The organism is Marmoricola sp. Leaf446 (assembly GCF_001424755.1).
Taxonomy (GTDB): Bacteria; Actinomycetota; Actinomycetes; order Propionibacteriales; family Nocardioidaceae; genus Marmoricola.
In genome coordinates, this window is record NZ_LMRF01000001.1 from 1,631,571 (window position 1) to 1,657,428 (window position 25,858).

General features: G+C 75.5%; 23 protein-coding genes. 11 read left to right on the plus strand and 12 right to left on the minus strand.

Annotated elements, in window-relative coordinates; all coding sequences use genetic code 11:
* Window positions 1-642: a 3-oxoacid CoA-transferase subunit A gene (locus ASG49_RS07780; RefSeq protein WP_056540027.1), complete on the plus strand. Its 642-nt coding sequence runs from the start codon at window positions 1-3 to the stop codon at window positions 640-642.
* Entirely contained in the window at window positions 639-1,271 is a 633-nt protein-coding gene (locus ASG49_RS07785; protein WP_056539205.1) for a 3-oxoacid CoA-transferase subunit B, read from the plus strand. Before ASG49_RS07780 ends, ASG49_RS07785 begins: the two co-directional genes overlap by 4 nt.
* A gap of 79 nt (window positions 1,272-1,350) precedes the next feature.
* Here the strand turns inward: ASG49_RS07785 and ASG49_RS07790 are convergent, their stop codons facing one another.
* The 4 genes from ASG49_RS07790 to ASG49_RS07805 all read right to left on the minus strand — a co-directional run bounded on the left by ASG49_RS07790 (window position 1,351) and on the right by ASG49_RS07805 (window position 6,550).
* Window positions 1,351-2,214: an NAD(P)-dependent oxidoreductase gene (locus ASG49_RS07790; protein WP_056539207.1), complete on the minus strand. Its 864-nt coding sequence runs from the start codon at window positions 2,212-2,214 to the stop codon at window positions 1,351-1,353.
* Between the two features lie 144 nt (window positions 2,215-2,358).
* On the minus strand, window positions 2,359-3,360 hold the full coding sequence (fgd, locus tag ASG49_RS07795; RefSeq protein WP_056540028.1) for a glucose-6-phosphate dehydrogenase (coenzyme-F420): 1,002 nt from the start codon (window positions 3,358-3,360) through the stop codon (window positions 2,359-2,361).
* A 5-nt stretch (window positions 3,361-3,365) separates the two neighbouring features.
* Entirely contained in the window at window positions 3,366-5,462 is a 2,097-nt protein-coding gene (locus ASG49_RS07800; RefSeq protein ID WP_056539210.1) for a PAS domain-containing sensor histidine kinase, read from the minus strand.
* Between the two features lie 89 nt (window positions 5,463-5,551).
* Window positions 5,552-6,550: an FUSC family protein gene (locus ASG49_RS07805; RefSeq protein WP_056539212.1), complete on the minus strand. Its 999-nt coding sequence runs from the start codon at window positions 6,548-6,550 to the stop codon at window positions 5,552-5,554.
* 38 nt (window positions 6,551-6,588) lie between these two features.
* Here ASG49_RS07805 and ASG49_RS07810 point away from each other — a divergent pair, with 38 nt between their 5' ends.
* A complete protein-coding gene (locus tag ASG49_RS07810; protein WP_056539215.1) occupies window positions 6,589-6,879 on the plus strand; it encodes a DUF1330 domain-containing protein in 291 nt (96 codons plus the stop codon).
* Between the two features lie 24 nt (window positions 6,880-6,903).
* On the opposite strand, the gene ASG49_RS07815 is transcribed toward ASG49_RS07810, so the two are convergent.
* Complete coding sequence (locus ASG49_RS07815) at window positions 6,904-8,091, minus strand: B12-binding domain-containing protein (RefSeq protein WP_082533849.1); 1,188 nt, start codon at window positions 8,089-8,091, stop codon at window positions 6,904-6,906.
* Between the two features lie 39 nt (window positions 8,092-8,130).
* Window positions 8,131-8,982 (minus strand): endonuclease/exonuclease/phosphatase family protein, encoded by an 852-nt coding sequence (locus ASG49_RS07820; RefSeq protein WP_056539221.1) that lies wholly within the window; start codon window positions 8,980-8,982, stop codon window positions 8,131-8,133.
* Window positions 8,983-9,047: 65 nt separating this feature from the next.
* On the opposite strand from ASG49_RS07820, the gene ASG49_RS07825 reads away from it, so the two are divergent.
* Together ASG49_RS07825 and ASG49_RS07830 are read left to right on the plus strand one after the other, a co-directional pair.
* A complete protein-coding gene (locus ASG49_RS07825) occupies window positions 9,048-10,016 on the plus strand; it encodes a WcbI family polysaccharide biosynthesis putative acetyltransferase (protein ID WP_056539225.1) in 969 nt (322 codons plus the stop codon).
* A 53-nt stretch (window positions 10,017-10,069) separates the two neighbouring features.
* The gene (locus ASG49_RS07830; RefSeq protein WP_056540031.1) at window positions 10,070-10,951 is read left to right on the plus strand and encodes a RimK family alpha-L-glutamate ligase; all 882 of its coding nucleotides are present in this window, start codon (window positions 10,070-10,072) and stop codon (window positions 10,949-10,951) included.
* Here ASG49_RS07830 and ASG49_RS07835 read toward each other — a convergent pair.
* From ASG49_RS07835 to ASG49_RS07845, 3 genes are all read right to left on the minus strand, one after another.
* On the minus strand, window positions 10,917-11,210 hold the full coding sequence (locus ASG49_RS07835) for a hypothetical protein (RefSeq protein WP_056539228.1): 294 nt from the start codon (window positions 11,208-11,210) through the stop codon (window positions 10,917-10,919). The genes ASG49_RS07830 and ASG49_RS07835 overlap by 35 nt on opposite strands.
* On the minus strand, window positions 11,210-11,434 hold the full coding sequence (locus tag ASG49_RS07840; protein WP_056539231.1) for a hypothetical protein: 225 nt from the start codon (window positions 11,432-11,434) through the stop codon (window positions 11,210-11,212). The genes ASG49_RS07835 and ASG49_RS07840 overlap by 1 nt, the downstream gene beginning before the upstream one ends.
* A 97-nt stretch (window positions 11,435-11,531) precedes the next feature.
* Window positions 11,532-13,763 carry a SpoIIE family protein phosphatase gene (locus tag ASG49_RS07845; RefSeq protein ID WP_056539234.1) on the minus strand — a complete coding sequence of 744 codons (2,232 nt, stop codon included), beginning with the start codon at window positions 13,761-13,763 and terminating at the stop codon, window positions 11,532-11,534.
* Window positions 13,764-13,971: 208 nt separating this feature from the next.
* On the opposite strand from ASG49_RS07845, the gene ASG49_RS07850 reads away from it, so the two are divergent.
* A complete protein-coding gene (locus tag ASG49_RS07850) occupies window positions 13,972-15,165 on the plus strand; it encodes a radical SAM protein (RefSeq protein WP_235561949.1) in 1,194 nt (397 codons plus the stop codon).
* An 18-nt stretch (window positions 15,166-15,183) separates the two neighbouring features.
* Here ASG49_RS07850 and ASG49_RS07855 read toward each other — a convergent pair whose 3' ends face one another.
* Window positions 15,184-16,986, minus strand: coding sequence for a hypothetical protein (locus ASG49_RS07855; protein ID WP_056539237.1), 1,803 nt, complete (start codon window positions 16,984-16,986; stop codon window positions 15,184-15,186).
* Between the two features lie 267 nt (window positions 16,987-17,253).
* Here ASG49_RS07855 and ASG49_RS07860 point away from each other — a divergent pair, with 267 nt between their 5' ends.
* Both ASG49_RS07860 and ASG49_RS07865 read left to right on the plus strand, forming a co-directional pair.
* Window positions 17,254-18,726: an MFS transporter gene (locus ASG49_RS07860; RefSeq protein WP_056539240.1), complete on the plus strand. Its 1,473-nt coding sequence runs from the start codon at window positions 17,254-17,256 to the stop codon at window positions 18,724-18,726.
* 26 nt (window positions 18,727-18,752) lie between these two features.
* Window positions 18,753-19,307 (plus strand): universal stress protein, encoded by a 555-nt coding sequence (locus ASG49_RS07865; RefSeq protein WP_056539243.1) that lies wholly within the window; start codon window positions 18,753-18,755, stop codon window positions 19,305-19,307.
* On the opposite strand, the gene recQ is transcribed toward ASG49_RS07865, so the two are convergent.
* Window positions 19,304-21,172: a DNA helicase RecQ gene (recQ, locus tag ASG49_RS07870; protein ID WP_056539246.1), complete on the minus strand. Its 1,869-nt coding sequence runs from the start codon at window positions 21,170-21,172 to the stop codon at window positions 19,304-19,306. The genes ASG49_RS07865 and recQ overlap by 4 nt on opposite strands.
* Before the next feature lie 61 nt (window positions 21,173-21,233).
* Here recQ and ASG49_RS07875 point away from each other — a divergent pair, with 61 nt between their 5' ends.
* A complete protein-coding gene (locus ASG49_RS07875) occupies window positions 21,234-22,466 on the plus strand; it encodes an FAD-binding domain-containing protein (protein WP_056539249.1) in 1,233 nt (410 codons plus the stop codon).
* A 12-nt stretch (window positions 22,467-22,478) separates the two neighbouring features.
* Here the strand turns inward: ASG49_RS07875 and ASG49_RS07880 are convergent, their stop codons facing one another.
* A complete protein-coding gene (locus ASG49_RS07880; RefSeq protein WP_056539253.1) occupies window positions 22,479-23,165 on the minus strand; it encodes a hypothetical protein in 687 nt (228 codons plus the stop codon).
* A 106-nt stretch (window positions 23,166-23,271) separates the two neighbouring features.
* Between ASG49_RS07880 and ASG49_RS07885 the strand changes: the two genes are divergently transcribed.
* Window positions 23,272-25,143 (plus strand): sensor histidine kinase, encoded by a 1,872-nt coding sequence (locus ASG49_RS07885; protein ID WP_056539255.1) that lies wholly within the window; start codon window positions 23,272-23,274, stop codon window positions 25,141-25,143.
* Entirely contained in the window at window positions 25,131-25,784 is a 654-nt protein-coding gene (locus ASG49_RS07890) for a response regulator transcription factor (protein WP_056539258.1), read from the plus strand. The genes ASG49_RS07885 and ASG49_RS07890 overlap by 13 nt, the downstream gene beginning before the upstream one ends.
* The last annotated feature ends 74 nt before the right edge of the window (window positions 25,785-25,858 follow it).

A 25,858-nucleotide genomic window follows, 5' to 3' on the forward strand; every position in this document is an offset into this window, starting at 1 on the left:
GTGGCCGACGCCGCGGTCGCCGACGTCCCGGATGGCGCGACCGTGCTGATCGGCGGCTTCGGCGCCGCCGGCCAGCCGGTGGAGCTGATCGACGCGCTGCGTCGCCGCGGCGCCCGCGACCTGACGGTGGTCAACAACAACGCCGGCAACGGCGACACCGGGCTCGCGGCGCTGCTGGCCTCCGGCGCGGTGCGCAAGATGGTCTGCTCGTTCCCCCGCCAGAGCGACTCGTGGGTCTTCGACGACCTCTACCGCGCCGGCAAGATCGAGCTCGAGGTGGTGCCGCAGGGCAACCTGGCCGAGCGGATGCGCGCGGCCGGCGCCGGGATCGGCGCGTTCTTCTCCCCCACCGGCGTCGGCACGCCGCTCGCGGAGGGCAAGGAGGAGCGCACCATCGACGGGCGCCGCTACGTCCTGGAGCTGCCGATCAGGGGCGACTACGCCCTGGTCAAGGCCCACGTGGCCGACCGGACGGGCAACCTCGTCTACCGCAAGACCGCCCGCAACTTCGGACCGGTGATGGCCACCGCGGCCACCACCACCGTGGTGCAGGTCAGCCGCGTCGTGGCGACCGGCGAGCTCGACCCGGAGGTCGTCGTGACCCCCGGCATCTACGTCGACCGAGTGGTGGTGACCCCGTGAGCGACCGCCTCACCAAGGACCAGATCGCGGCGATGATCGCCGACGACATCCCCACCGGCGCGTTCGTCAACCTCGGCATCGGTCAGCCCACGCTGGTCGCCGACCACCTCGACCTCGAGCGCGGCGTGGTGCTGCACACCGAGAACGGCATGCTCGGCATGGGCCGGGCCGCGGTGGGCGACGAGGTCGACCCCGACCTGATCAACGCCGGCAAGATCCCCGTGGTGGAGACGCCGGGGGCGTCGTACTTCCACCACGCCGACTCCTTCGCGATGATGCGCGGCGGTCACCTCGACGTCTGCGTGCTCGGCGCCTTCCAGGTCGCGGTCAACGGCGACCTGGCCAACTGGCACACCGGCGCGCCCGACGCGATCCCGGCCGTCGGCGGGGCGATGGACCTCGCCATCGGCGCCAAGGACGTGTTCGTGATGATGACGCTCTTCGGCAAGGACGGCGCGTCCAAGCTGGTGCGTGAGTGCACCTACCCGCTCACCGGCGTGGCCTGCGTCAGCCGGGTCTACACCGAACACGGCGTCTTCGAGATCACGCCGGCCGGCGTACGACTGAGGGAGCCGTACGGCGCGACCCTCGAGGAGCTCGAGGACCGCACCGGCCTCCCCCTCCGCTGACCGGGCACTCCCAGCACGTCCACGACCGCCGAGCGGGCACTCCTGGCACGTCCAGGAGCGCCGAGCGGGCGATCCGTGCTCAGTGCGCGGCGTACGTCGCGGCCATGTCCTCGTCGCCGTGGCCCGCGTCGACGGCGCGGGCGAGGTGGTCGCGGATGCCCGGCATCGCGGCCAGGTCGACCCCGGCGGACCCGGCCGCCGCCAGGATGAGGTCGACGTCCTTGAGCGCGCCCGACAGCGCGAAGGCCGGCTCGTAGCTGCCGGCGAGCATCGCCTTGCCCTTGAGCTGGACGTACGGCGCGTCCATCGCCCCGCCGCTGACAGCCTCGAGGAACAGCGCGGGGTCGAGACCCAGCTCGCGGGTCAGCGTCAACGAGTCGGCGACGCCCTCCAGCACGGTCACGACCCACGCGTTGGCGGCCAGCTTGAGCCGGCTGCCGCCGCCGGGCTCCTCGGCGACCCAGATGGTCCGGCTGCCGACGGCGTCGAGGACCGGCGCCACCCGGTCGCGCACGTCGCTCGGCCCGGCCGCGAGCACCACCAGGGCACCGTCCTCGGCCGGCTTCTTGGTGCCCAGCACGGGGGCGTCGACCAACATGACGCCCAGGTCGGCGGCCAGCGCCACCACGCGGTCGGAGCCCTCGACGCCGATGGTGCTCTGCTGCAGCCACACCGTGTCGGCACCGAGGTGGCCGCGCAGCTGCTCCATGGTGTCCACGACGCTGTCGGCGTCGTACAGCATGGTGACCACGACGTCGGCGCCCTCGACCGCGGAGACCAGGTCGTCGGCCACGGTGGCCACGTCGGCCAGCGGCCGTGCCTTCTCAGGACTGCGGTTCCAGACCGTCAGCGGCAGGCCGGCGGCGGCGATGTTGCGCGCCATCCCGGCGCCCATGGTGCCGGTGCCGAGCAGGGCGACGGACGGGGTGGAGCTGCTGGACATGCGGGGTCCTCTCGAGCGGGTCGGGCGGTCAGGGGGCCCGTACCCCGCACCGCGCGCGACAACTGCCCGCTCGGCGCCCCTGCGCGCGCGAGAGCTGCCCGGTCGGCGTGCTCGGGCGGGCGGCGATTGCCCGGTCGGCGTGGGCTAGAGGTTGCGGAGCCTCGGGAGGACGTCGCGGCCGAAGTCGCGCAGGAAGGTCTCCTGGTCGTGGCCGGGGGCGTGGAAGACGAGGTGCTCGAAGCCGGCCTCGAGGTAGGGGCGGACGTCCTCGACGACGGCGTCGGGGTCGGTCTCGACGATCCAGCGCTGGGCGACCTGCTCGATCGGCAGCTCGTCGGCCACGCGGGCCATCTCGACCGGGTCGTCGACGCCGTGCTTCTGCTCGGGGGTGAGCGACAGCGGCGCCCAGAAGCGGCAGTTCTCCAGCGCCTGCTCACGGGTCGCGGCGTACGACAGCTTGATCTCGATGGTGCGGTCGATGGTCGCGGGGTCGCGGTCCCCGGCCTCGGCGCCCTCGAGCACGGCCGGGAGCAGCTTGTCGGTGTAGAGCTCCATGCCCTTGCCGCTGGTGCAGATGAAGCCGTCGCCGGCGCGGCCGGCGTACTTCGCCACGACGGGTCCGCCTGCGGCGACGTAGACGGGCACGCCGCCCTCGGGCCGGTCGTAGACGGTCGCGTCGACGGTGCGGTAGTAGTCGCCGTCGAAGCTGACCCGCTCCCCCGCCCACAGCGCGCGCATCAGCCGCACCGACTCGCGCAGCCGCGCGAACCGCTCCTTGAACTCCGGCCACGCCGCGCCCGACACGGCCGTCTCGTTGAGCGCCTCGCCGGTGCCGACGCCGAGCAGCACGCGATCGGGGTAGAGCGAGCCCAGCGTGCCGAAGGCCTGGGCGAGCACGGCCGGGTTGTAGCGGAAGGTCGGGGTGAGCACCGAGGTACCCATCACGATCCGCTCGGTGCGCTCACCGAGCGCGGCCAGCAGCGACATGGCGTACGGCGCGTGGCCGTCGACGTGGCGCCACGGCTGGAAGTGGTCGGAGACCATCACGCTGTCGAGCCCCACCTCCTCGGCGAGGACGCCGAGCTCCACGAGCCGACGGGGGTCGAACTGCTCGGCCGAGGCCTTGTATCCGATGCGCACGCTCACGCCGGTCACTGTGCCACGGCGTCCCCCGACGGGGGCAGTGGCAGCCAGACCCGCAGGCACGTGCCTCCCTCGGGACCGGCCTCGACCTCGAGGTGACCGCCAGCCACCGCGGCGCGGTCGCGCATCCCGGCCAGGCCGAGGTGCCCGGGGCGCGACTCGTCGTGGCCGGCCTCGATGCCGCGCCCGTCGTCGACCACGCTCACCGCCACCCCGTGCTCGTCGGTCCGCACGTCGACGTGGACGTGGGTGGCGTCGGCGTGCTTGCGCGCGTTGACCAGCGCCTCCTTGGCCACGCGGTAGGCCGTGACGCGGGTGGCCTCGGGCAGCACGGCCGTCCGCTCGCCGTGGACGGTCCAGGTCACCCCGACCTCCCCCAGCACGTACGACGCGGCCTCCTCCAGCGCCGTCACCAGGTCCGTACGCCGGGCCGGCGACTCCAGGTCGAAGAGCAGGTGCCGCAACCGGGCGGTCGCCCCCGCCACCGTCTCCTGCACGGTCGCCAGCGACCGGCGCTGCTCGTCGTCGAGGTGCTCGTCGAGCTGGCGCTCCAGCAGCCCGAGCCGCAGCTGCACCGCGGCCAGCGCCTGCACCGAGTCGTCGTGGACGTCGGCGGCGATCCGGGCGCGCTCGTCGTCCTGCACCTCGACCAGCCGGGTCAGCAGCTGCTGGCGCTCGTCGGCGAGCCGCTGCAGCTGGCGCTGCGCCTCGTCCATCTCGGTGACGTCGCGCTGGATGCTGCCGAGCGCGAACGCCTGGCCGGTGCTGGGGCTGCGCATCACGAAGCTGTGGCTGAGCACCGGCACCGGCTCCTCGCCGCCCTGGTGCCGCAGCCAGGTGCGCGACTCGAAGTGGCCGGAGGAGCGCAGCCGCGGCATCGCCACCGACCGCGACCGCTCGAGCTCCTCGTCGGGACGGAACGCCTCGTAGCTCATCCCGCGCACGTCGGCCTCCGCCGGGATGCCGGTCAGCGCCCGCCCGGCCGGGTTGAGGTAGAGCAGCCGCCCGTCGAGGCCGGCGATGGCGATGAAGTCGTCGGAGGCCTCCACCAGCGCCGCGAACCGCTGCCGCTCCTGGGCGCTGAAGCCCAGCATCGTGTCGGTCTCCTGCTGGTCCTCGCGCAGCGTCAGCAGGCCGCGGCCCATGGCGACCACGACGGCGCTCGTCAGCAGCACCTGGGCGAGGACCGACGGGCGGTCGTCGACGACCTCGACGACCAGCAGCCCCACCAGCGAGAAGACGGCGAGCACGGCGGTCCAGGCGATCCCGGGGGCGGTGATGGACCGCGTCGTCTGGTCCGGCTCCGCGGCCACTCCTGGCTCGGGACGGTCCTGGAGGTCGGCCGCGGACGCCCAGGGGGCGAGGCAGACGAGCGCGGTGCCGACGTACGCCAGGGCGGAGACGGGGGTGCCGGGGCGCCACACGCCCTCGTTGACCATCAGCAGGTAGGTCACGTCGACCGCGGCGGAGACCACGATGCCGGCCAGCAGCACCAGGTCGGGCCGCTCCGCCCGGCAGCCGGCCGCCACGAGGGCCGCCACGAGGACGAGCGCCACCACGTCGAGCAGCGGGTAGGCCAGGTTGACCCCCACGGCCGCGGGCGGCGTGCCGGGGGCGTCGGCGGCGCGCAGCACCGGGACGACGACGGCCAGGGCCAGGCCCGCGGCCGCCAGCGCACCGACGAGCCCGTCGAGGAGGAGGAGCCGGGAGAGCGCGGACGCCCGACCGTGGCGGGCGCGCGAGGCGAGCGCCACGAGCAGGAGCAGCGCGCTGGTGATCCAGAAGCCGTCGCTGACCGAGGGGTACGGGATCGGCTGCTGCGTGCGGACCACGCTGAAGAACAGCAGGAAGGCGATGCTGCGGGCCGTCACGGCCGCCGCGACCAGCCCCCACAGCAGCCGGTCGCGGCGCACCAGCAGCGGACGCAGCACGGCCAGGGCCGCCATCAGGACGTACGCCGTGCCCTGCAGCCAGCCGTCGACCGGCACCCAGAAGCCGGGCCGGGACCGCACGCCGGGCACCGTGGTGGCGGCGAAGACGACGCCGACGAGCACGACGGCGGTGACCAGCACGCGCGCGGCGAGGGGACGGCGTACGACGGACACGGGACCCCCCTCGTGATCGTGCCCGTCCCGCGCGCGACCGCCCGGGACGTCGGCCCACGATATACGCCGCTCGGCCCGGCGCACCCGGCTCAGCCGCGCGGCGCCACCGCCCGCAGCAGCCGACCTCCGGCCAGGCCGACCAGCAGGGCGACCACCGCTCCGACCACCGTCTCCACGCCGCGGTCCAGCAGCAGCGACCCGACCGGGCGCGGCGCCGCCAGCTGGCCCATCAGCAGCGCCAGCGGGGTGATGAACAGCAACGCCAGCGCGTAGTGCCGCGTGACCACCAGCTCGGTCAGCAGCTGCAGCACCCCGACGGCGAGCACCGCCACCAACGGGTCGTCGACGACGACCAGCAGCCCGGCGGCGACCACGAGCCCGGCGAGGGTCCCGCCCACGCGGTGCAGCGCACGCTCCCAGCGGTGCCGGCGGTCGCGGCCGACCACGACGGCGACCGCGGCCACCATCGACCAGTAGGGGTGGCCGATGCCGAGCAGCGTCGAGAGGCCGCCCGCCAGCGCCACGGCCAGGCCCGCCAGCGCGGGGTGCCAGGTCAGCCGTCGCCGCAGCGGCACCGGCCGGTGCGGCGTGCGACGGAGCAGGGTGGCGCCGTTGCCGACCAGGAACGCGAACCCGGCACTCGCCGCGGACACCGCGAGCGCCACCGGCACCGACCCCGGCTCCTGGGGCACGCTCGCCACCGCGCCGAAGCCGAAGACCAGGAAGACCGGCCCAGGCGGGCGCCACTCCTCGAGCGCGACCACGGCGCTGCCGATCGCGGCCACCACGCCACCCCCGAGCACCAGCCACCAGTCGCGCTCGGCCAGCGTCCCGACCGCCGCCCCGGCCGTCACACAGGTCACCAGCAGCAGCGCGCCCAGCGCCTGTCTCCGCAGTCGCTCGGTGGGCGGCTGGCCGCGGCCGTAGGTCGCCGCGAAGGCGCCGAACGCGGCGTACGCCGTCCACGCGGTGCGGTCGAGCAGGACGACGAGCAGCACCGCCCCGGTCACCGAGACCGTCGCCTGCAGCGCGGCACGCCGGTCGTCGGGCCGGCGGGGGCCCATCGAGGGACGCCACGCCAGGGCCACCCGCTCCTCCTCCCGCCGCCGTCCGACAGGATGGCGGCATGACTGCCTACTGGATCAGCGTCTACCAGGAGATCACCGACGAGGCCAAGCTGGCGGCGTACGCCGAGCTGGCCGGGCCCGCCATCCGCGAGGCCGGGGGCCGCTTCATCGCCCGGGGCATGCCGGAGGAGGTCTACGAGGCCGGCCGGATGACCCGCACCGTGCTGGTGGAGTTCCCCTCGGTCGAGGTGGCCCGCGAGGCCCACGACAGCCCGGCCTACCAGGAGGCCCTCGCCGCCCTCGACGGCGGCGCGGTGCGCGACCTGAGGATCGTCCCCGGGGTCGAGTAGGGCGGTGAGGGGCCCCGTGCCCCGTCACCCCCGCGGCGGCGCCAGACGCTCGATCAGCTCGTCGGGGGTGAGCCGCATCTGGGCGGCGAGGAGCTCCAGGGCGCCCTCGACGTTGCGCTCCTCGAACTCGTAGCGCCGCACCAGCTCGGCCAGCGCGCGCTCGCGGCGCGAGGCGCGGGAGCCGTCGTCGGCGGCCGGTGGCGACGCGGGGGTGGCCCAGCCGCGGCACAGCGCGATCGCCTCGGCGGGGCCGGGGGCCCAGCCGTCGGCGCCCAGCGTCCGGGCCAGCTCGGGCTTGGCGTCGACGGCGCGCCCCCCGAGCAGCACGCGCACGTCGCGGCACGCGGGGTCGGCGCGGAGCAGCCCGATCGTCTCCCGGGCGGACGCCAGGGCGGCGGGCAGCGTCACCGACAGCGCCACCACCTCGGGCTCGACGGCGGCGACGAACGAGACGAGGTCGGGCCCGGGCACCCCGGCGCCGAGGAACTCGGTCTCCCAGCCCTCGTCCTGCAGCAGCTCGCACAGCATCCGCAGGCCGAGGTCGTGCCCCTCGGTGCCCACGGCCGAGGCCACCAGTCGCGAGGTCGCGCGCGCCGACACCTGGTCGGTGGAGGTGGCCACGAGCGCGAGGCAGGTCTGGGTCACCGCGCTGATGAAGTGCTCCTGGGCCACGGTGATGTGTCCCGCCTGCCAGAGCCGGCCGACCTCGACCTGGGCGGGCTGGAGGATGCCGAGGGTGACCTCCGCGGCGCTGGCCCCGCGGCGCAGCGCCTGCTCCACCACGCCGACCGCCTCGGTGCGGCGCAGCGTCAGCGCGGCGCGGAGGTACGCCGCGGCTCCCGCAGGCAGCTCCGGCCCGGTCGGCGCGACCGGGTCGGCCACGAGGTGGGCGACCTCCCCGTGCAGCAGCCGGACACGGCTCGTCGCCGGCGCGCTGAGGTGGGGCCCGAGGGCCCGCAGCACCGCGCGGCGCACGTCCAGCGCCTCGAGGTCCAGACCGAGTCCGCGCAGCCGCGTCGCCTCCCACCGCACCTGCTCGGCCAGCAGCTCGGGCGCCCCCAGCTCCAGGGCCGTGGTGAGCGCGTCCACGTGCAGGTGGACCAGGTCACGCAGCTGCACGTCGGCGTCGCCCAGACCGACGGCGACGTCACGGGCGAGGTCGTCGCGGGACACCGCCCTGATCTCGGCGACCGCTCCCGCCACTCCCGTCACACGGGCATCGTAGGCAGGCAGGGTGCGACCTGCAGGGGTTCAGCCGAACCGCCGGTGGTCGCCCGACCGGACCTCGGCGGCGACGCCCAGGTGGTCCGACCCGCCGAGCCGCGGCGTACCCCGGTCCCGCAGCGCCAGCGCCGTCCCGCCCGCGTCGAGCAGCACGTGGTCGAGCCGCCGTCGCGGCCGGTGGGAGGGATACGTCGGCGCCGACCCCGAGCCCAGCAGGCCGGTCACCCGGCCCGGCGTGCCCCCGGCGAGGTTGAGGTCGCCCAGCAGCACCAGCGGGCGGGGCAGGTCGGCGGCCCACGCCAGGAGGGTGCGGAGCTGGCGCCGGGCCTGCCAGGGGGCGAAGGACAGGTGCGTGGTGACCACGGTGACCGGGCCGGTCGGGGCGAGCAGCTCGGCCGCCAGTGCGACCCGCGGCTCGTCCGGCACCCACAGCACCCGCCGGTCGGCGCCGGGCGGCAGCGGCACCGGGACCTGCAGCCGCGAGGGCCCGAGGTGCAGGCGGTGGGTGGCCCGCACGGGCAGCCGTGAGTGCAGCGCCACGCCGTACGACGCAGCATCCGGATCCGGCCCCGTGGCCGGCCGGACACCACCCGGTGACCCCGGCTCCCCGAGCACGGCCGCCGCGAAGGTCGACGACCACGCCGTCGCGCCCCCCGAGAGCGCCGAGAGCGCCGAGCCCAGCTCCGCGGTCTGGTCGGTCCGCCCGGAGCGCGGCAGCCGGTGGTCGACCTCCTGCACCGCCCAGACGTCGGCGTCGAGCCCGTGCTGGGCCTCGGCGACCGCCCCCGCCCACCGCGCGTGGTCGATCCGGCCGCGGCGGTCGCGTCCGGACGCGGCGTTGGCCGTCACCACGCGCAGCACCAGCTCGTCACCGACCACCCCCGCATCCTCGCCGCCGCCCACCGGGCCGGCCGGGGCGGGGCGGCCCGGGACAGACTGGGGCCGTGACGACCACCTGGCCCGACGCCTCCCCTCCCCTGGTCCGCCGGTCGGCGGCCGAGGAGGGGCACTACCGCGACTTCCTCGCCGGTCCCGGTGACGAGCGTCGTCCGGTGCTCGTGGTCACCGGCAACTGCCAGGCCGAGTCGCTGCGGCTGCTCCTCGACGGCCACGACGTGCGCACGGTGCGGCTGCCGCCGCTGCACGACGTGCGGCCCCACGAGGTCGAGCCGCTGCACCGCTGGCTCGCGCGCACCGACCTGCTGGTCGCCCAGCCCGTGCGTGCCGACTACCGCGGGCTGCCGATCGGCACCGAGCAGCAGGTGGCGCAGCTGCCGCCCACGGCCGCGGTCGCCCCGGTCCCGATCATCCGCTACGCCGGGCTGCACCCGTGGCACCTCGTGATGCACCCGCCCGGCCTGGTCGACCCCGAGCCGCCGGTCGTGGCCTACCACGACGTCCGCCTCGTCACCGAGGCCGCGTTGCGTCGCGCCGGCCGCACCGCCCCGGACCCCGGCCCCGCCGCACCCGACCGGGTCCTCGCCGTCGCCGACGCCTCCGTGGCCGAGCTCGCCCGGCGGGAGGCCGCCGCGGGCGCGGTCCCCGTGAGCGACCTGCTGCGGCGCCCGGCCGGCGACACCGTCCGCACCGTCAACCACCCCGGCAACCGCCTCCTCGAGCCGGTCGCCGCGCGGGTCCGCGCGGCCCTGGGGCTGCAGGCGCGGGCCACCACCGGCGACCGGCCGCTGCTCACCTCGGTGGTCGCGCCGCTCGAGGCGGCCGTGGTCGCGGCCCACGGTCTCGACGACGCGCCTCGCCCCGACTGGCTCGTCGGCGGCCGCCCCGTCACCGCCGGCACGGTCGCACAGGCCCAGCTCGCGTGGTACGCCGCCCGCCCCGACGTCCTCGACCTCGCGCTCGCCCGCTCCGCCGCGGCCCGGGACCTGCTCGGCCTGACGGCCCCCGGCGACTGAGGGCCCACCCGGTGGCCCCCCACCTGTCGGTGGCACCTGGCACGCTGCGGAGCGTGATCGGACGACTGGCGTGGGTGACGACGCGGGCCGCGCGCGGCCGCGACGAGGACGAGCCGCTGGTGGTGCCGGCGCTGGAGCGCTCCGGCGTGGTGGTCGACGTCGTCGACTGGGACGACCCCCGGGTGGACTGGGCGGGCTACGACCGCGCGGTGCTGCGCTCGACGTGGGACTACCCCGAGCGGCTCGCGGAGTTCCTGCCGTGGCTGGACCGGGTGGCCGCGGCCACCGACCTGGTCAACCCGCCCGCGACGGTGCGCTGGAGCCTCGACAAGCACTACCTGCGCGACCTCGACGCGGCCGGCGTGCCGATCACGCCGACCACCTTCCTGCTCCCCGGCGAGCCCGCCGACCTCGACGGCCTCGACGGGGGTGACTTCGTGGTCAAGCCGGCGGTCGGCGCGGGCAGCCGCGACACCGCGACCTACGGCCCCGAGCACCACGACGTCGCGCTCGCCCACGTCGCCCGGCTGCACGCCGCCGACCGGGCCGTGCTGGTGCAGCCGTTCCTGGCCTCGGTCGCCACCGACGGCGAGTGGCCGCTCGTCTACCTGCAGGGGCGCTTCAGCCACGCCGCCAGCAAGCGCGTGGCGGTGCCACGTGCCGGGGCGGTCGAGGACCTGTTCGCCGCGGAGACCAACGCCCCGCACGAGGCCACGGCCGACCAGGTCGCCGTCGGCGACGCCGCGATGGAGGTGGTGGTGGGGCTGCTGGGCACCCCGGCCTACGCCCGGGTCGACGTCGTGCGCGACGACGACGGCGGCTGCTGCGTGCTCGAGGTCGAGCTCGTCGAGCCGTCGCTGTTCCTGGCCCAGGCCGAGCCGGCCGCCGTCGACCGCCTCGTCAGCGCCCTGGTCGCGGCTCCGGCGGGTGCGTGACCCGCGCGTCGAGGTGCAGCAGCCACAGCAGCAGCGCGACGAAGGCCGCGGCGAGGGCGGCGTAGATCGCGGCCGCCGACCCGTGGCCGCCGACCGCCGACCGCACGGCGACGTAGGCGAAGGCCCCGAAGCAGGCCGAGACCGGCCACAGCCGGGAGACCCGGTCGAGGCGGTCGAGGCTGCGCTGCGGGTCCGCGACGAAGCGGGCCAGGCGCACCGACCCGGAGGCCCGGGCGCGCGTGGCGCGTCGTGCGCCCACTAGACCGAGGCCCGCAGGGCGTCGAGCGCCACCCGGGCCAACGGGCTGGTGCCGACCGCGTCGGGACGCCGCCGGGAGAGGCGGTCCAGGCCCCGGACCCACTCCGCCGTGCGCCGCGAGGAGGCCGCCTGCACCGGGGGCACCGCGTCGGGGTCGAGGCAGGCGCGCACGTCCGTGGACCGGAGTCGCTCCCTGCTCGTCCTCGGCTCGCGCACCACGGTCATGACGGTTCCTCCTGCAGCTCGGTCAAAGTCAACTCAGTACACCGAAATACTAGACTAAGCGGAGGCGCCGGATCGGGGATCCCGCCCGTCGGACGGGTCAGGCCCGGACGTCGGCCCAGACGGTCTTGCCCTCGCCGTGGGGCTCCACGCCCCACCCCATCGACAGCGCGCCGACGACCAGCAGGCCGCGCCCGCCCGTCGCGTCGGAGTCGACCGCCCGGGGGCGGGGCACCTTGGACAGCGAGTCGCTCACCATCACGCGCACGGCGCCCTCGTGGCGTCGCAGCTCGAGCCGCGCCGGACCGTCGGTGTGCACCAGGGCGTTGGTGACCAGCTCGGTCACGAGCAGCGACACCGTGTCGTCGAGGTGCACCAGGCCCCAGCGCGTCAGGGTGCGGCGGCCGAACTCGCGCGCCGCCGTGACCTCGGGCAGCGTGGTCACCTGCAGCTCCTCGCGCCGGTAGCTCGCGGCCGGGCCGGCGTACTCGCAGGCCAGCACGGCGACGTCGTCGCGCGTGCGCATCCCCACCTGGGCGAGCACGGCGTCGACGTCGCCCTCCAGCCGCTCCTGACGGGCGTGGCCGGTGACCTCGCCTTCCCGCGCCGCGGCGTCGCGTGCCCCGGCGCCGGTCGAGGCCACGGCACGGAGCAGCGCCGCCACGCCGTCGTCGACGTCCTCGCCCGGCACCTCGACCAGGCCGTCGGTGTAGAGCAGCAGCCGGTCGCCCGCCCCGAGGTGGAGCTCGGTGGTGGGCCACTCCCACTCCGGCAGCACCCCGAGCGGGATGCCGCCGTCGCCCTCGAGCTCGGTCACCTCGCCGTCGGCCCGCCACAGCACCGGCAGGGTGTGCCCGGCCCGGACCACCGCCACGTGCCCGGTGGCGGGGTCGATGCGGACCAGGCAGCAGGTGGCGATCGCGTCGGTGCGCAGCGTCTCCATCACGCGGTTGACCCGCGACAGCGCGACGTGGGGCGGGTGGCTCTCGACGAGGTAGGCGTTGAGCGCCACCCGCAGCTGGCCCATCACCGCGGCCGCTCCGATGCTGTGGCCCTGCACGTCGCCGATCACCAGCACCACGGCCCCGTCGGGGGTGGCGATCACGTCGTACCAGTCACCGCCGACCTCGGCGTCGACCACCGACGGCACGTAGCGCACCGCCACGGCGAGCGACTCCACGTCCGGCAGCGCCGGGGGCAGCAGCGAGCGCTGCAGCGTCCGCGAGACCGAGATGGCGTACGCCGCGCTGTCGCGCAGGGCGGCCTGGGCCGCGGCCTCGGAGTCGCGCAGCTCGACCTGCACCAGCGCCAGGGAGAGCTGCTCGACCGCGCTGCGCAGCCACGCGAGCTCGACGGCGTCGAAGATCCGCGGCTCGCGCCACGCCAGCGCCAGGACGCCCAACGTCCGCTCCCCCACCACCAGCGGGAGCAGCACCGAGGCCTCCATGCCCGTCACCACCGCCGCCACCTCGGGGAACCGCTCGGCCAGGTCTGCCACCGAGCTGTGCACGAGGGGGCGACGCTCGGCCGCGCAGACGGCCACCGGGTTGTCCCCGTCGACCGGGAACTCCCCGTGCTGCGGGCGCTGCGGCGCCACGGCCGCGTCCCGGGCCGGCGCCGCGCCGACGCCGGCCGCCGCGCGGTAGACCGCCCCCTCGCGCAGGTAGACCCCCACCCGGCTCGCACCCAGCGGACCGACCAGGGCGTCGACGACCGCGACCAGCACCTGGTCGCGGTCGACGGCGCGCGCGAGGCGCGAGGTGATGGTCTGCAGCAGCGCGAGCCGCTCGGCGGCCTGCTCGGCGGCCCGCCGGGCCAGCTGCTCCTCGGCGTAGGAGCGGGCGTTCTCCACGGCCACGGCCGCCTGGGTCGCCACCAGCCGCACCACGTCCTCGCTGCGCTGGTCGAAGGCGGCGACCTCGGGGTGGCCGAACAGCAGCGCCCCGATGACCTCGCCGGAGCGGGCCACGACGGGGGTGCCGAGGTAGCTGCGCAGCGGTCGCCGGCCGCGGCGTACCTCCTCGGGCAGGTCGTCGCCGACGTCGTCGAGCCGCACCGTCTCGCGACCCGCGAAGGTGGCGGAGAACAGCTCGACCAGCCGGGTCACGGGCAGGTGCGCGAACTCGCGGCGGCCGTCGCCCGAGATCACCCGGAGCCCGCCGCGCTCGGCGCCGTCGTCGACCGAGCGATAGAAGAACGCACCGAAGCGGGCGGCGGAGAGCCGGGTGCCGGCGTCGGTCACCGACTGCAGCACCCGGTCGAGGTCGAGGTCGGAGGTGATCGCCTCGGTCATCTCGACGAAGACGTGCAGGTCGTCCAGGATCCGCTGCACCCTCGCCCCCGCTCGTGTCGTCGCAGCCCCGGGCGCCACGGCCCGGCAGGAGGAGCCTAGGTGCTGCCCCGCGACCAGGACGTGCCCCGGGCCGCCCACCTCACGGGGTCCGCGTCCGGGACTCCCCCAGACCGTCACGAACCGGGCAGGTCGATGGCTCCCGGGCCTCCGGACCACCCGACCGCGACCGATCGGGTACGGCCAGGGGGTGACTTCCACCGAGCGACCGGGCGTCGACCTCAGCCAGCCGCTGGCCCCCGACGTCGAGCCCCAGCCCCACAGCGCCAGCGGCGAGGCCGCCGTGGAGCGGGACCTCTCCGAGCTCGCCCCGCCCGCCCGGTCGGCCCGCCGGTGGACGCCGAAGCGCGTGGTCGTGACGCCGGCCGCGCTGGACGAGCCGCACGGGCAGCGGATCGTCGCCCGGGTCGAGGCGCTCGGGATCGAGGTCGAGCGGCTCACCGCCAACCGGCTCACCGGCGTGCGCGGCGAGACCGACCGGGAGACCTACGCCCGGGCCAAGTCCACCTTGGCCGTGGTGGTCAGCCCGCCGAGCAAGCGGCGGCTGCAGCCCATCTCCCCCAGCGCCGACTGGCGGGTCGACCTGGCCGAGGGCTGCCCGGCGCACTGCCAGTACTGCTACCTCGCCGGGTCGCTGTCCGGCCCCCCGGTCACCCGGGTGTACGCCGACCTCGACGGCATCCTGGCCAACCTCACGTCGTACGTCGGGACGGGCGAGGTGACGAGCCGGTCGGCCGCGCGCAGCCACGAGGGCACCACCTTCGAGGCCTCCTGCTACAGCGACCCGCTGGCGCTGGACCACCTGACCGGGAGCTGGCAGCGGGCGGTGGAGCACTTCGGCGCGTGGGACGCCCCGGTGCAGCTGCGGTGGACGACCAAGTTCGCCGACGTCGACCCGTTCCTCGCCATGGAGCACGGGGGCCGCACGCGGGTGCGGTTCAGCGTCAACTGCCTGCCGGTGACCCGCCGCTGGGAGGGCGGGACCAGCACGCTGGAGCAGCGCCTGGAGGCCGTGCGCCGGCTCGCGCTGGCGGGCTACCCGGTGGGGCTGACGATCGCGCCGATCATGCCGCTCGAGGATTGGCGCGAGCACTACGGCGAGCTGCTCGACCTGGTCGCTCGCGCCCTCGACGACGTGCCCGGCCTCGACCTGACCGCCGAGCTGATCACGCACCGCTTCACCGCCGGCAGCAAGGAGGTCCTGACCGGGTGGTACCCCCGCACCACCCTGGAGATGGACGAGGCGCGCCGCTCGGTCAAGCGCGGCAAGTTCGGCACCACCAAGCACGTCTACCCGCGCGAGGTGATGGCCGAGCTCCGGGGGTGGTTCACCACCGAGCTCGCCGAGCGGCTGCCCGCCTGCCGGGTCCTGTACTGGACCTGACCCGTGACCCGACCCGGCTCAGCGGGTGGCGCGGACGACGTAGAGCTTGGCCCCGCCCACGACCCGGTCGGCGTCGACCCGGGTCGTGCGCTCGCGGGCTGCCGCGCCGCGTCCGGCGAGCTGCAGCGAGGTGACCACCTCGTCGTTGGCGGGGGCGCTCGACAGCGACTTCAGCAGCGCCGGGAAGGTCGCCGCCGAGGGAGCCGGGCCGTCCTCGCCGAAGAACTCCTCCTCGTCCTCGAAGAAGTCCTCCGAGGAGTAGAGGTCCTCCCCGCCACCGCGGACGACGAGGAGTCCGGGCCGGCCGGCCGAGCGCGGCGGGACCGTGATGCTGGAGGAGACGACCCGCGACGCCGCCTCGCGCGAGGTCAGCGTGACCCGCAGCCTCACCGTCCGGCCCTGCGGCAGCGTGGCGCCCCGGCGGGGCAGGGTGACCCACTTCGCGCCGCGGAGGTACTGCACCGAGGCCAACCGGTAGGTCGCGTAGGTGTCCTCGACCGTGGTGGCCGCGTCGACGCCGGTGATCCGGACGACCTCGCCCGGGTTGTCCTGCAGCGCCAGCAGGTCCATCGCCAGCGCCGAGGCGGTGGTGGCGGAGATGTCCGCGGGGTCGGCGTAGCGGTTGGAGCGGGTGTAGGTGAACGGCGAGCCGTCCTTGCGGGTGCCGGTCACCCGCCAGCGGGTGGTGGCCTGGCCCCCGCCGACGCGGTCGAGCACGCGGTCCTGCGCGGCGATGGTGGTGCCGAACGCCATCTCGGGCACCAGCGAGCCGACCGTGACGTGGGTGAGGGCGGTGCGGGTGTCGGTGCCCTGGGTGGCGGTCGTGCGCACGTCGTGGCTGCGGGGCAGCGCGCCCTCGCGGCCACGGATGCCGGCCAACCGGTCGCGGTCGACGGTGCCGATCGGCGCCCCGATGTTGGCGACCTTGAAGCCGCCGAGGAGCGAGTCGTCCTGGATGTGCGTGGCCGAGGCGCCGTGCAGGCTGAGCGTGCTGGCGCCGGTGAAGTTCATGGGGTGCCCGAAGCCCAGCACCTCCTCGCCGCACACGGCGGTGGCGGTGCCGACCGCGGCGGCGGTCAGGGTGCCGTAGGCCATCGACGCGGCCAGGTTGCCGCCGGCCGTGACCGGGATGCGCTCGGCGGACGGCGCACCGGCCGCGGTGTCGGCGAGGTGCACGCCCTGGCTGTTCAGCGCGGGAGCGAGGCTGCGGACCCGCTCGGCGCCGAGGCCCGAGAGGCCGACGGGCACGCGCAGGCGGCGCATCGTGGTGGCCCCGGTGGCGGCACCCGCCCGGGCGACCGAGCGCTGCAGGTCGGCGGTCAGCGGCGCGGCGACGCGCGGGGCGGTGGTGGCGCCCTGCGCGGGCGTCAGCAGGCGGTACATCTCGGTCGCCGGGGTGACCCCGGCGACCGTCGAGGGGCCGGCGCCCAGGCTGTAGGCCACGGCGCCGATCAGCCGGCCGTCGGCGGCGTACACCGGCGAGCCCGACATGCCGCTCCAGATGCCGGCGCGGTCGACCGCCGTGGAGTGCAGGTCGACCAGCACCATGTCGACCCCCGAGGTGATGCCGTCCTCGAGGACGCCGAGCACCGTCCCGGTGAAGGCCTCGGGCGTGGTGCCGGAGGTGACGGTGCGCCCGGTGACGTCGTCGCCGCGGCGCAGGTCCTCGACAGGGACCGCGGCGGGGCACTGCTCGGGCGCCGCGGTGGGCTCGGCCTGCGCCGCGGGGCCGGCCAGGCCCACCCCGGCGAGGGCGGCCGAGGCGGCTGCGCCCGTGGCCAGCCACCTGCTCCAGGTCCTGCGGTCCGGTGTCGTGGTCATGGCGTCCCCCGAGTGAGTGCCGGAGCCCCGTGGTCCGGCGGTCTCGCGATCATCGGCCAGCACGGTCGGACGCGCACGCACCCGGGCCGGTGACGTGGCGGTGGACCAGACCACCCGGGCTGCCAGACGGTGACCGACCCGCCCGCGCGGCGCGAGCGCCGGTGCGCCCCCTCCCCGGCATGGTTGTTTGTGACTACAGTCCAGCGGGTAGTGAGCGTCGTCACGCTCGGCCCAGAGCGCGACCCCTCCGTGAGAGAGAACTTGCCCATGTCCAGTTCCACGACGACGCACGAGCGGCCGATCAAGAGCCTGATCCCGGCCCGGATGCACGACATGCCCTGGTCGCGCTTCCACTGGATGGTGATCTTCGGTCTCGGGACCGCCTGGATCCTCGACGGCCTCGAGGTCCAGATCGTCGCGGCCGGCGGCTTCGAGGAGACGCTCAGCATGAGCGCCGCCCAGGTCGGCCTGGCGGGCACGGTCTACCTCATCGGCGAGGTCGTGGGCGCGCTGGTCTTCGGCCGCCTCACCGACACGCTGGGCCGCAAGAAGATGTTCACGCTGACCCTGGCCGTCTACCTCGTGGGTGCGGCCCTCGCGGGCCTGGCGCCCACCATGGAGCTGTTCCTGGTGTGCCGGTTCATCTCGGGCATGGGCATCGGTGGCGAGTACTCCGCCATCAACTCCGCCATCGACGAGCTGATCCCCGGCAAGCACCGCGGCCGGGTCGACCTCGCCATCAACGGCACCTACTGGGCCGGCGCCGCGCTCGGTGCCGTGGCCAGCTCGATCCTGCTCGACACCGACCGCTTCGCGGTCGACCTCGGCTGGCGGATCGCGTTCTTCATCGGCCCCGTGCTGGGTCTCGGCATCATCTACCTGCGCCGCCACATCCCCGAGAGCCCGCGCTGGATGCTCACCCACGGCCGGGCCGAGGAGGCCGAGGTCATCGTCTCCTCGATCGAGGACCGGGTGCGACAGTCCGGCATCGAGCTGCCCCACCACGACGACTCCGAGGCCCGCTGGATCAAGGCGGGCAAGGGCCTGACGGGCAAGCAGCTGGCCTACGTGTTCTTCAAGCTCTACCCCACGCGGACGGTGCTGGGCCTGACGCTGATGGTGACCCAGAGCTTCCTCTACAACGCCATCTTCTTCACCTACGCGCTGGTGCTGAAGAACTTCTACGACCTGAGCGCCTCGCAGGCCGCGCTGTTCTTCTTCCCCTTCGCGATCGGCAACCTGCTCGGACCGCTGCTGCTGGGCCCACTGTTCGACACCGTGGGCCGGCGCAAGATGATCGGTGGCTGCTACGCCACGAGCGGCATCGTGCTCGGCATCTCGGCCTTCCTGTTCCAGGCCGACGTCCTCACCGCGGTGACGCACACGGCGTTCTGGTGCGTGGCGTTCTTCTTCGCCTCCGCCGGTGCGTCGGCGGGCTACCTCACCGTCTCCGAGACCTTCCCCCAGGAGGTCCGCGGCCAGGCGATCTCCTACTTCTTCTGCGTCGCGCAGGTCTTCGGCGCGCTCGGTCCGGTGCTCTACGGTGCCCTGATCGGCGACGGCACCGACCGCACGCCGATGTTCTGGGGCTACCTCCTCGCCACCGGCGTGATGCTCTTCGGCGCCCTGGTCGCGGCCGTGTGGGGCGTCGACGCCGAGGGCAAGTCGCTGGAGGAGATCGCGCCGCCCCTCACCGAGTTCGACGAGGACGGCAACCAGAAGACCCTCCTCCCGGTCTGAGCCACCACCCACCCGAGGAGCACGACATGGACGAGCAGCAGCAGCCCTACACCGTCGTCGTCGGCGTGAGCGCGACGTCGAAGTCACCCACGGCGCTCGTGTGGGCCCGGGCCCAGGCCGAGGCCAACGACGGGCGGCTGGTCGCCGTCCGGGTCTACCAGCCGACCCACGTCCCGGGTGCCCCGTCCGGCACCGCGTCCCGGATCCCCCAGGACCCGGCCGCGCTGCACGCCCAGCAGCAGGCGACGTTGGAGCGCGACGTCGCCGAGGTGCTCGGGGCCGACCACGAGGCCGAGCTCCGGGTGGTGCGCGGCGGCAAGCGTCGCGGGCTGCTGGACCAGGCCCGGGACGCGGACCTGCTGGTCATCGACGCGCCCCGCACGGCGTCGATGTCCCCGCTGCTGGCGCACCGGATCGTGTACGCCGCCTCCTGCCCCGTCGTGGTCATGCCCCCGTCGATCTCGGGTGCCCCCGAGTCGGCGCTGTCGCGCTCGGCCAAGGCCGTCGGCCGCGCCGCCCTGCGCTCGGCCGGCACCAGCGGACGCCCCGGCTACCGCCCTCCGGCGGGACCGGTCGACTAGGAACCGTCGCCGGGCGCGATGGGCTGGTCCTCGAGCACCCCGAGGGCCTCGAGGAGCGCATCGCCCCACTTCTCCAGCTTGCCGGCCCCGATGCCGGAGATGCCGGCCAGGGCCGCCTTGTCGGCGGGCACCTCGGCGGCCACCTGGCGGAGCGTGGCGTCGTGGAAGACGACGTACGCCGGGAGCCCGGCCTCCTTGGCCGTCGCGGCCCGCCAGCCACGCAGCCGCTCGAAGCGCGCCTCGCCCGCGGCGTCGAGCGGGGTGGCGTCCGCCGCGGCGCGGCTGCCGCCGCTCGAGCGGCGACGCGGCTTGGGCGCCTCGGTGCGCAGCGGCACCTGGCGTCCCGCGCGGAGCACCTCGTCGGACCCCGGGGTGAGCTGGAGGGTGCCGTAGCTGTCGGCCGAGACGGCGAGCAGCCGCCGCGCGAGCAGCTGCCTCACGACGCCCCGCCAGCCGGCGGCGTCGAGCTCGGTGCCGATGCCGAAGACGGTCAGGTCGGTGTGGCCGAGCTGGGTGACGCGCGGCGTGGCGTTGCCCAGCAGGATGTCGACGACGTGGCCGGCGCCGTAGCGCTGGCCGCGTTGGTGCAGCCGCACCACGGCCGAGAGCAGCTTCTGCGCGGCGACCGTGCCGTCCCAGGTCTGTGGCGGGCTGGTGCAGGTGTCGCAGTTGCCGCACGGGCCCGACTCCTGCCCGAAGTAGGCGAGCAGCTGTACGCGGCGGCACTCCACCGTCTCGCAGAGCGCGAGCATGGCGTCGAGGTTCTGGCCCAGCCGGCGACGGTGGGCGGCGTCGCCCTCGGAGGTGTCGATCATCCGCCGCTGCTGGACGACGTCGGCCAGGCCGTAGGCCAGCCAGGCGGTGGCCGGGGCGCCGTCGCGGCCCGCCCGTCCCGTCTCCTGGTAGTAGCCCTCGACCGACTTGGGCAGGTCGAGGTGGGCCACGAAGCGCACGTCGGGCTTGTCGATCCCCATGCCGAACGCGATGGTCGCGGTCATCACCAGACCGGGTTCGCGCAGGAACCGCGCCTGGTGCTCCGCGCGCACGGAGGCGTCCAGCCCCGCGTGGTAGGGCAGCGCGGTGATGCCGTTCTTGACCAGGAACGCGGCGGTCTCCTCGACCGACCTGCGCGAGAGGCAGTAGACGATGCCGGCGTCGCCCGCGTGCTCGGTGCGGAGCAGGTCGAGCAGCTGGGCGCGGGGGTTGGCCTTGGGCACGATGCGGTACTCGATGTTGGGCCGGTCGAAGCCCGCGACGAACGTGCGCGCCGAGCCCAGGTGGAGCCGCTCGACGATGTCGGCGGCCGTCGCCTGCGTCGCGGTCGCGGTCAGCGCGATCCGCGGGACGCCGGGCCACCGCTCCCCCAGCACGGCGAGCTGGAGGTAGTCGGGACGGAAGTCGTGGCCCCAGGAGGAGACGCAGTGGGCCTCGTCGATCGCGAACAGCGAGATCTCACCGCGGTCGAGCAGCTGCAGGGTCGAGGCCACCGAGAGCCGCTCGGGCGCCAGGTAGAGCAGGTCGAGCTCGCCGCCGACGTAGGCCGTCTCGACGCGCCGTCGCTCCTGCGGGTCCTGCGTGGAGTTGAGGAAGGCGGCGCGCACGCCGAGCGCGGCGAGGGCGTCGACCTGGTCCTGCATCAGCGCGATCAGCGGCGAGACGACGACGCCGGTGCCGGGCCGGACCAGCGCGGGCACCTGGTAGCACAGCGACTTGCCGCCGCCGGTCGGCATCAGCACCAGGGCGTCTCCCCCGGCCACCACGGTGTCGATGACGGCCGCCTGCTCCCCCCGGAACTCGGGGTAGCCGAAGACGGTGCGCAGCGTCTCCAGCGGGCTGGTCGGGGCCGCAGCCGTCACGTCGCGCATGGGCGCATCCTGCCCGACGGCACCGACGACCCCGTCGCGACCCGGCTGGCAGTCTGGGCGGGTGCCCACCCTCCCCCCGCTGCCGGACGTCGACGACACCGGGGCGGTGGTGGCGTGGGTCGCCGCCCACCTCGGCGACCTCACCCTGGAGGGACCCGACGGGGTCCGCGCCGGGGGCCACCGGGGCGGCCAGGCGGCGGCCGACCTCGCGCTGGCGACCATCGACGTGGCCGGCTACGCCCGGTCGAGGTCGACGGTGCTGCCGGAGTCGCGGCGCGGGGCGACCCGGCTCTCGCCGTACGTCCGGCACGGGCTGCTGAGCCTGCCCGAGGTGTGGGAGGCCGTCGCCGATGCCCCGTCCTCGGACCGACGGCGCTACCGCGACGAGCTGCTGTGGCAGGAGTACGCCCGCCACGTCTACGCCCGCGCCGGCACCGCCACGCGTGGCCCGCTGCGCTACGACCCCCCGCATCCGTCCGCTCCCCCGGAGTGGGACGAGGACATGGCGTGCACCTCGTGGCTGCGCGAGTCGCTCGAGGGCGAGGGCTGGCTGGTCAACCAGACGCGGATGTGGTGGGCCTCCCACTGGACGGTGCGGCACGGCCGCGACTGGCGCGAGGGCGAGGACGACTTCTTCCGGCACCTGCTCGACGGGTCGCGCGCGGCCAACCGGCTCGGCTGGCAGTGGACGGTCGGCAGCGGGACCGGCAAGCCCTACGGCTTCAGCCGCTGGCAGGTCGAGAAGCGCGCACCGCAGCTGTGCCGCTCCTGCCCGCTGCGCGACGCCTGCCCGATCCAGGGCTGGCCCGACGCCGAGCGCGGGCCGTCGGTCGCCCGGAGCCCCCTCGCGAGGTACGACGAGACGACCGGCCCGGGAGCCGGACCGGAGCGCGTCGAGCCCGGCGGCCAGCCGGCAGCGGTCTGGCTCACCGCGGAGTCGCTGGGCGACGCCGACCCGGCGCTGGCGGCCCACCCCGACCTCCCGGTCGTCTTCGTGTACGACGAGCCGCTGCTGCGCTCGCTGCGCCTGTCCGGCAAGCGCCTGGTGTTCCTGGCCGAGTGCCTCGCCGACCTGGCCGAGCGCCGTGAGGTCGACGTGCGTCGGGGCCGGGTGGGCGACGAGCTGGCCGGCACCCCCGTGGCCGCGACCTTCGCCCCGGTGCCCGGGTTCGCCCGCCGCTCCGCCGCGGTCGACGTCGCCGAGCTGCACCCCTGGCCGTGGCTGGCCCGTCCGGCCGGGCAGCGGCTCACCTCCTACAGCGCCTGGCGCAAGGGAGTGCCCGCCCGGGCGTGAACCGGTCGCCCCTCACCCGACGTCGGGACGACACGTGCGCCACACCCCGGCGAAGGCGACCGCGATCAGCACCGAGGCCAGGGGCGGGCCCCAGGGGAGGCCGAGCACCAGGCCGAGCACCCGCACCGGCTCCGAGGCGACCAGGGCCGCGCCCGCCCAGACCGGCACCGCGTCGCGCTGGCGCAGCATCGCGGCTCCGAGCAGCAGGCCGCCGCCGAGCGCGCCGAGGCCGAACACGGCGTACAGCGCGATGCTCGTGACCGGCAGGTGTGAGTTCATCGCCTCGGCGTAGGTCGCCGGGTCCTCGCCGCTGCGCGCCACGGCAAGCGCGACCGACGACTCCACGCTGAGCGCGATGCTGAAGACGTACCCGGTCGCCATGGCCCAGCCACCGAGGCCGGCCAGGCGCGGAGCCCGACGGCGCAGCACGGCGGTGACCGCCCAGATGCCGGGCACGAGCAGCGCCACCGCCAGCAGGCCGGTGGCCACGACGGCCTCGGTCAGCAGCCGGTGCTCGTCGACGACGCGCACCAGGTCGGTGGTCGAGCCGATGTCCTGCTGGCCGGGGGTGTAGCCCACCAGCGCGTTGCAGACCGCGAGCGCGAGCGCCCCGCCCACAGCGGCCGGGAGCCCCCACGGCACGGCGTCCGGGTAGGGCTCGTCGGTGGTGGTGGCCTCGCGGGTCGAGGTGGTGGTCATCGCTCCTCCTGGGTCCGGGGCAGCCGACGCTAGGCAGCCGACCTCCGGGTCTGCATCGGCGTTCTCGCCTATTCCCAGAGCGGGCGACCTGACCGACGATGAAGGGGTGCGCCGCACACGGGGGTTCCCGCCGCTGGTCTGGCTGCTGGTCGCGGCAGCCGGGCTGGTGGGCTTCGCGCTCAGCCTCGGTCTGCCGTGGCGCGACACCGAGCTCCGGCTGGACGTGACCACCCGGGCGGTGATGGCGCTCGCGGGGGCCCTGCTCCTGGGGTCGGTGGCGCGGGCGTCCGCCGACGCGTCGGCCCGGCACGCGTGGGCGGTCGGCGCCCTGGGTGCGTCCGTGCTCGCCTACCCCACGGTCCTCGCCGTGGCTGCAGCCGAGGTGGGCGGCTCCGCCACCCGGGTGCTCGCGAACGCCTGGCACGTCGTGCCGCTGACCCTCGTGCAGCTGGCTCCCCTCCTGGCCGGAGCCCACGCCGTGGGGCGCACGCACCGTCGGTGGGAACGGGCCGTGCTGGTCGTCGCGGGCGTCGGGGCGGCGGTCACCGCCGTCTCGCTCGCGGTCCCCGGCTCGGAGCTGCTCCTGCTGGTCGCCTCGGTGTCGTGGTTCGGCTCGTTCGCGATCGCGCCGGTCGGCACCTGGGCCGGCGTCCGCGGCACCAGCGGGGAGGTACGCCGCCGCGCGCTGGTGGCTGCCCTCGCCTCGCTGGTCCCGGTCGTCGTCATCACCGGGTGCGTCCTGCTCGGGCTGGTCGCCACCACCGTGGGCGGGACCGACGGCGTCACGCTGCTCATGCTGGGGTTCTCGGTGGGAACGCTGTCGTGCGGGCTGCTGTCGCTGGGCGCAGGGGCACCGCAGGGCTCACCGGTGCTGCACACCTCGACCGTCGTCGCGACCATGCACGCGCTGCTCGCGGCGCTGAGCCTCGTGGTCGGCGCGCTGGCCACGCTGGGCACGGCGGCCGCGGAGGCGGCTCCCGGCCCGGCGGTGATGGTGGGGATGGTGGTGGCACTCGCGACGGTGCTGCCCTGGTGGTGGCTGCACCGCTGGACGCTGCGTGTCGTGGACCCGGCGAGCGAGGTGCGCCACGAGCTCGCCCGGCTGGGGCCCGTCGGCGCGGGAGGGCAGCGGCTGGCCCTGCTCCACGTGCTCCGCCGCGTGGTGGGCGACGGTGACCTCGAGCTGGGCTACGACCCCGACGGGTCCGGCCCGACGCCGGACCCGGGGCGCCACGACGTCGTCGTCGCGCGTTCCGCGACCGGGTCGCCCACGGTCGTCGCCATCACCGCCGACCCGGCCGCGGCGCATCGGCTCCGAGAGCTCGGCGACGTCGACGTGCAGGTCGAGCCCGCGCTGCTCGAGGCGCGGGTCGAGCAGGCGTCGCTCCGGGCCGAGTCCGCCGCGCAGCGCGAGCGGACCAGGCTCAGCAACGACCTGCACGACGGGATCCAGGGCCGCCTGCTCGGACTGGCGCTCCAGCTCCAGCTGGGCGCCCGGGACCTCGGGGACCCCGCGGCGGCCCTGCTCGCCGAGGAGGCGGTCACCACGCTCCGCGCGGCGGTGGAGGACGTCCGGGCTCTGGGCGGCGGCCGGCTGCCCGACGTGCTCGTCCGCGACGGACTGGCTCCCGCCCTCGCCGAGCTGCTGCGCCCCCTGCACCCGCTGGTGGGCCTCGAGCTGCCGACGGCCCGCTTCGGGGCGGTCGCCGAGGCGGCGGCGTACTTCGTGGTCGCGGAGGCGGTGACCAACGCCGTCAAGCACGCCACCGCGCACCGGGTCGAGGTGCGGGTGCGGGTGCGCGACGACCACCGCGTGGAGGTCCTCGTCCGCGACGACGGCTGCGGGGGCGCAGACCCACGTCTGGGCCGAGGACTGCGCGGTCTCGCCGAGCGCGTGGCAGCGGTGGGCGGCGTGCTCGTCGTCCGGGACGCCGGTCCGGGCACGGCGGTGGAGGCCGTGGTCCCGTGCGCGTCGTGATCGCCGAGGACCAGGTGCTGCTGCGCGACGGCCTCGTGCGGCTGGTGGAGGGTGCCGGGCACCGCGTCGTGGCCGCGGTCGGCGACGCACGGCAGCTCGTCGCCGCGGTGAACGCGGGGAGACCCGACCTGGTGCTCACCGACGTCCGGATGCCCCCGGACAACACCGACGACGGGGCGCGCGCCGCGCTCCTCCTGCGGCAGCGCGTCCCCGGTCTCGCGGTGGTGGTGCTGACCCAGGGTGTCGACGCCCCCACCGCCGCGCGGCTCGCGGACGGTCGGGCCGACGCGTTCGGCTACCTGCTCAAGGACCGGGTCCTCGACACCGACACGTTCGTCGCCCAGCTCGAGGCGGTGGCCGCCGGGGGCACCGTCATCGACGACGCCGTGGGGGACGGCGTCCGCCGCGAGGACCACCGGCTCGACGCGCTCACCGAGCGCGAGCGCGAGGTCCTCGGCCGGCTCGCCTCGGGTCGGAGCAACCCCGGCATCGCCGCCGACCTGGTGATCTCGCGCCGCACCGTCGACGCGCACCTGCGCTCGATCTTCGCCAAGCTCGCCTTCGACGTGGGTGAGGACGACAACCAGCGGGTGCTGGCGGTGCTGCGGTGGCTGGCGGGCGCGAGCGGCCCGGGGCCGTGAGGCCGTGCACCGGCCCGCTGCTCGACCTCGCCGGCCAGCCAGGCGCAGTGGTCGGTGCCCACGGCGTGGTGGTG

Coding starts and splice junctions, on each gene's coding strand:
- ASG49_RS07840 (WP_056539231.1), bottom strand. CDS start 11,434: ATGACCGTGGTGCGCGAGCCGAGGACGAGCAGGGAGCGACTCCGGTCC.
- ASG49_RS07790 (WP_056539207.1), bottom strand. CDS start 2,214: ATGTCCAGCAGCTCCACCCCGTCCGTCGCCCTGCTCGGCACCGGCACC.
- recQ (WP_056539246.1), bottom strand. CDS start 21,172: ATGCGCGACGTGACGGCTGCGGCCCCGACCAGCCCGCTGGAGACGCTG.
- ASG49_RS07860 (WP_056539240.1), top strand. CDS start 17,254: ATGTCCAGTTCCACGACGACGCACGAGCGGCCGATCAAGAGCCTGATC.
- ASG49_RS07810 (WP_056539215.1), top strand. CDS start 6,589: ATGACTGCCTACTGGATCAGCGTCTACCAGGAGATCACCGACGAGGCC.
- ASG49_RS07880 (WP_056539253.1), bottom strand. CDS start 23,165: ATGACCACCACCTCGACCCGCGAGGCCACCACCACCGACGAGCCCTAC.
- ASG49_RS07855 (WP_056539237.1), bottom strand. CDS start 16,986: ATGACCACGACACCGGACCGCAGGACCTGGAGCAGGTGGCTGGCCACG.
- ASG49_RS07865 (WP_056539243.1), top strand. CDS start 18,753: ATGGACGAGCAGCAGCAGCCCTACACCGTCGTCGTCGGCGTGAGCGCG.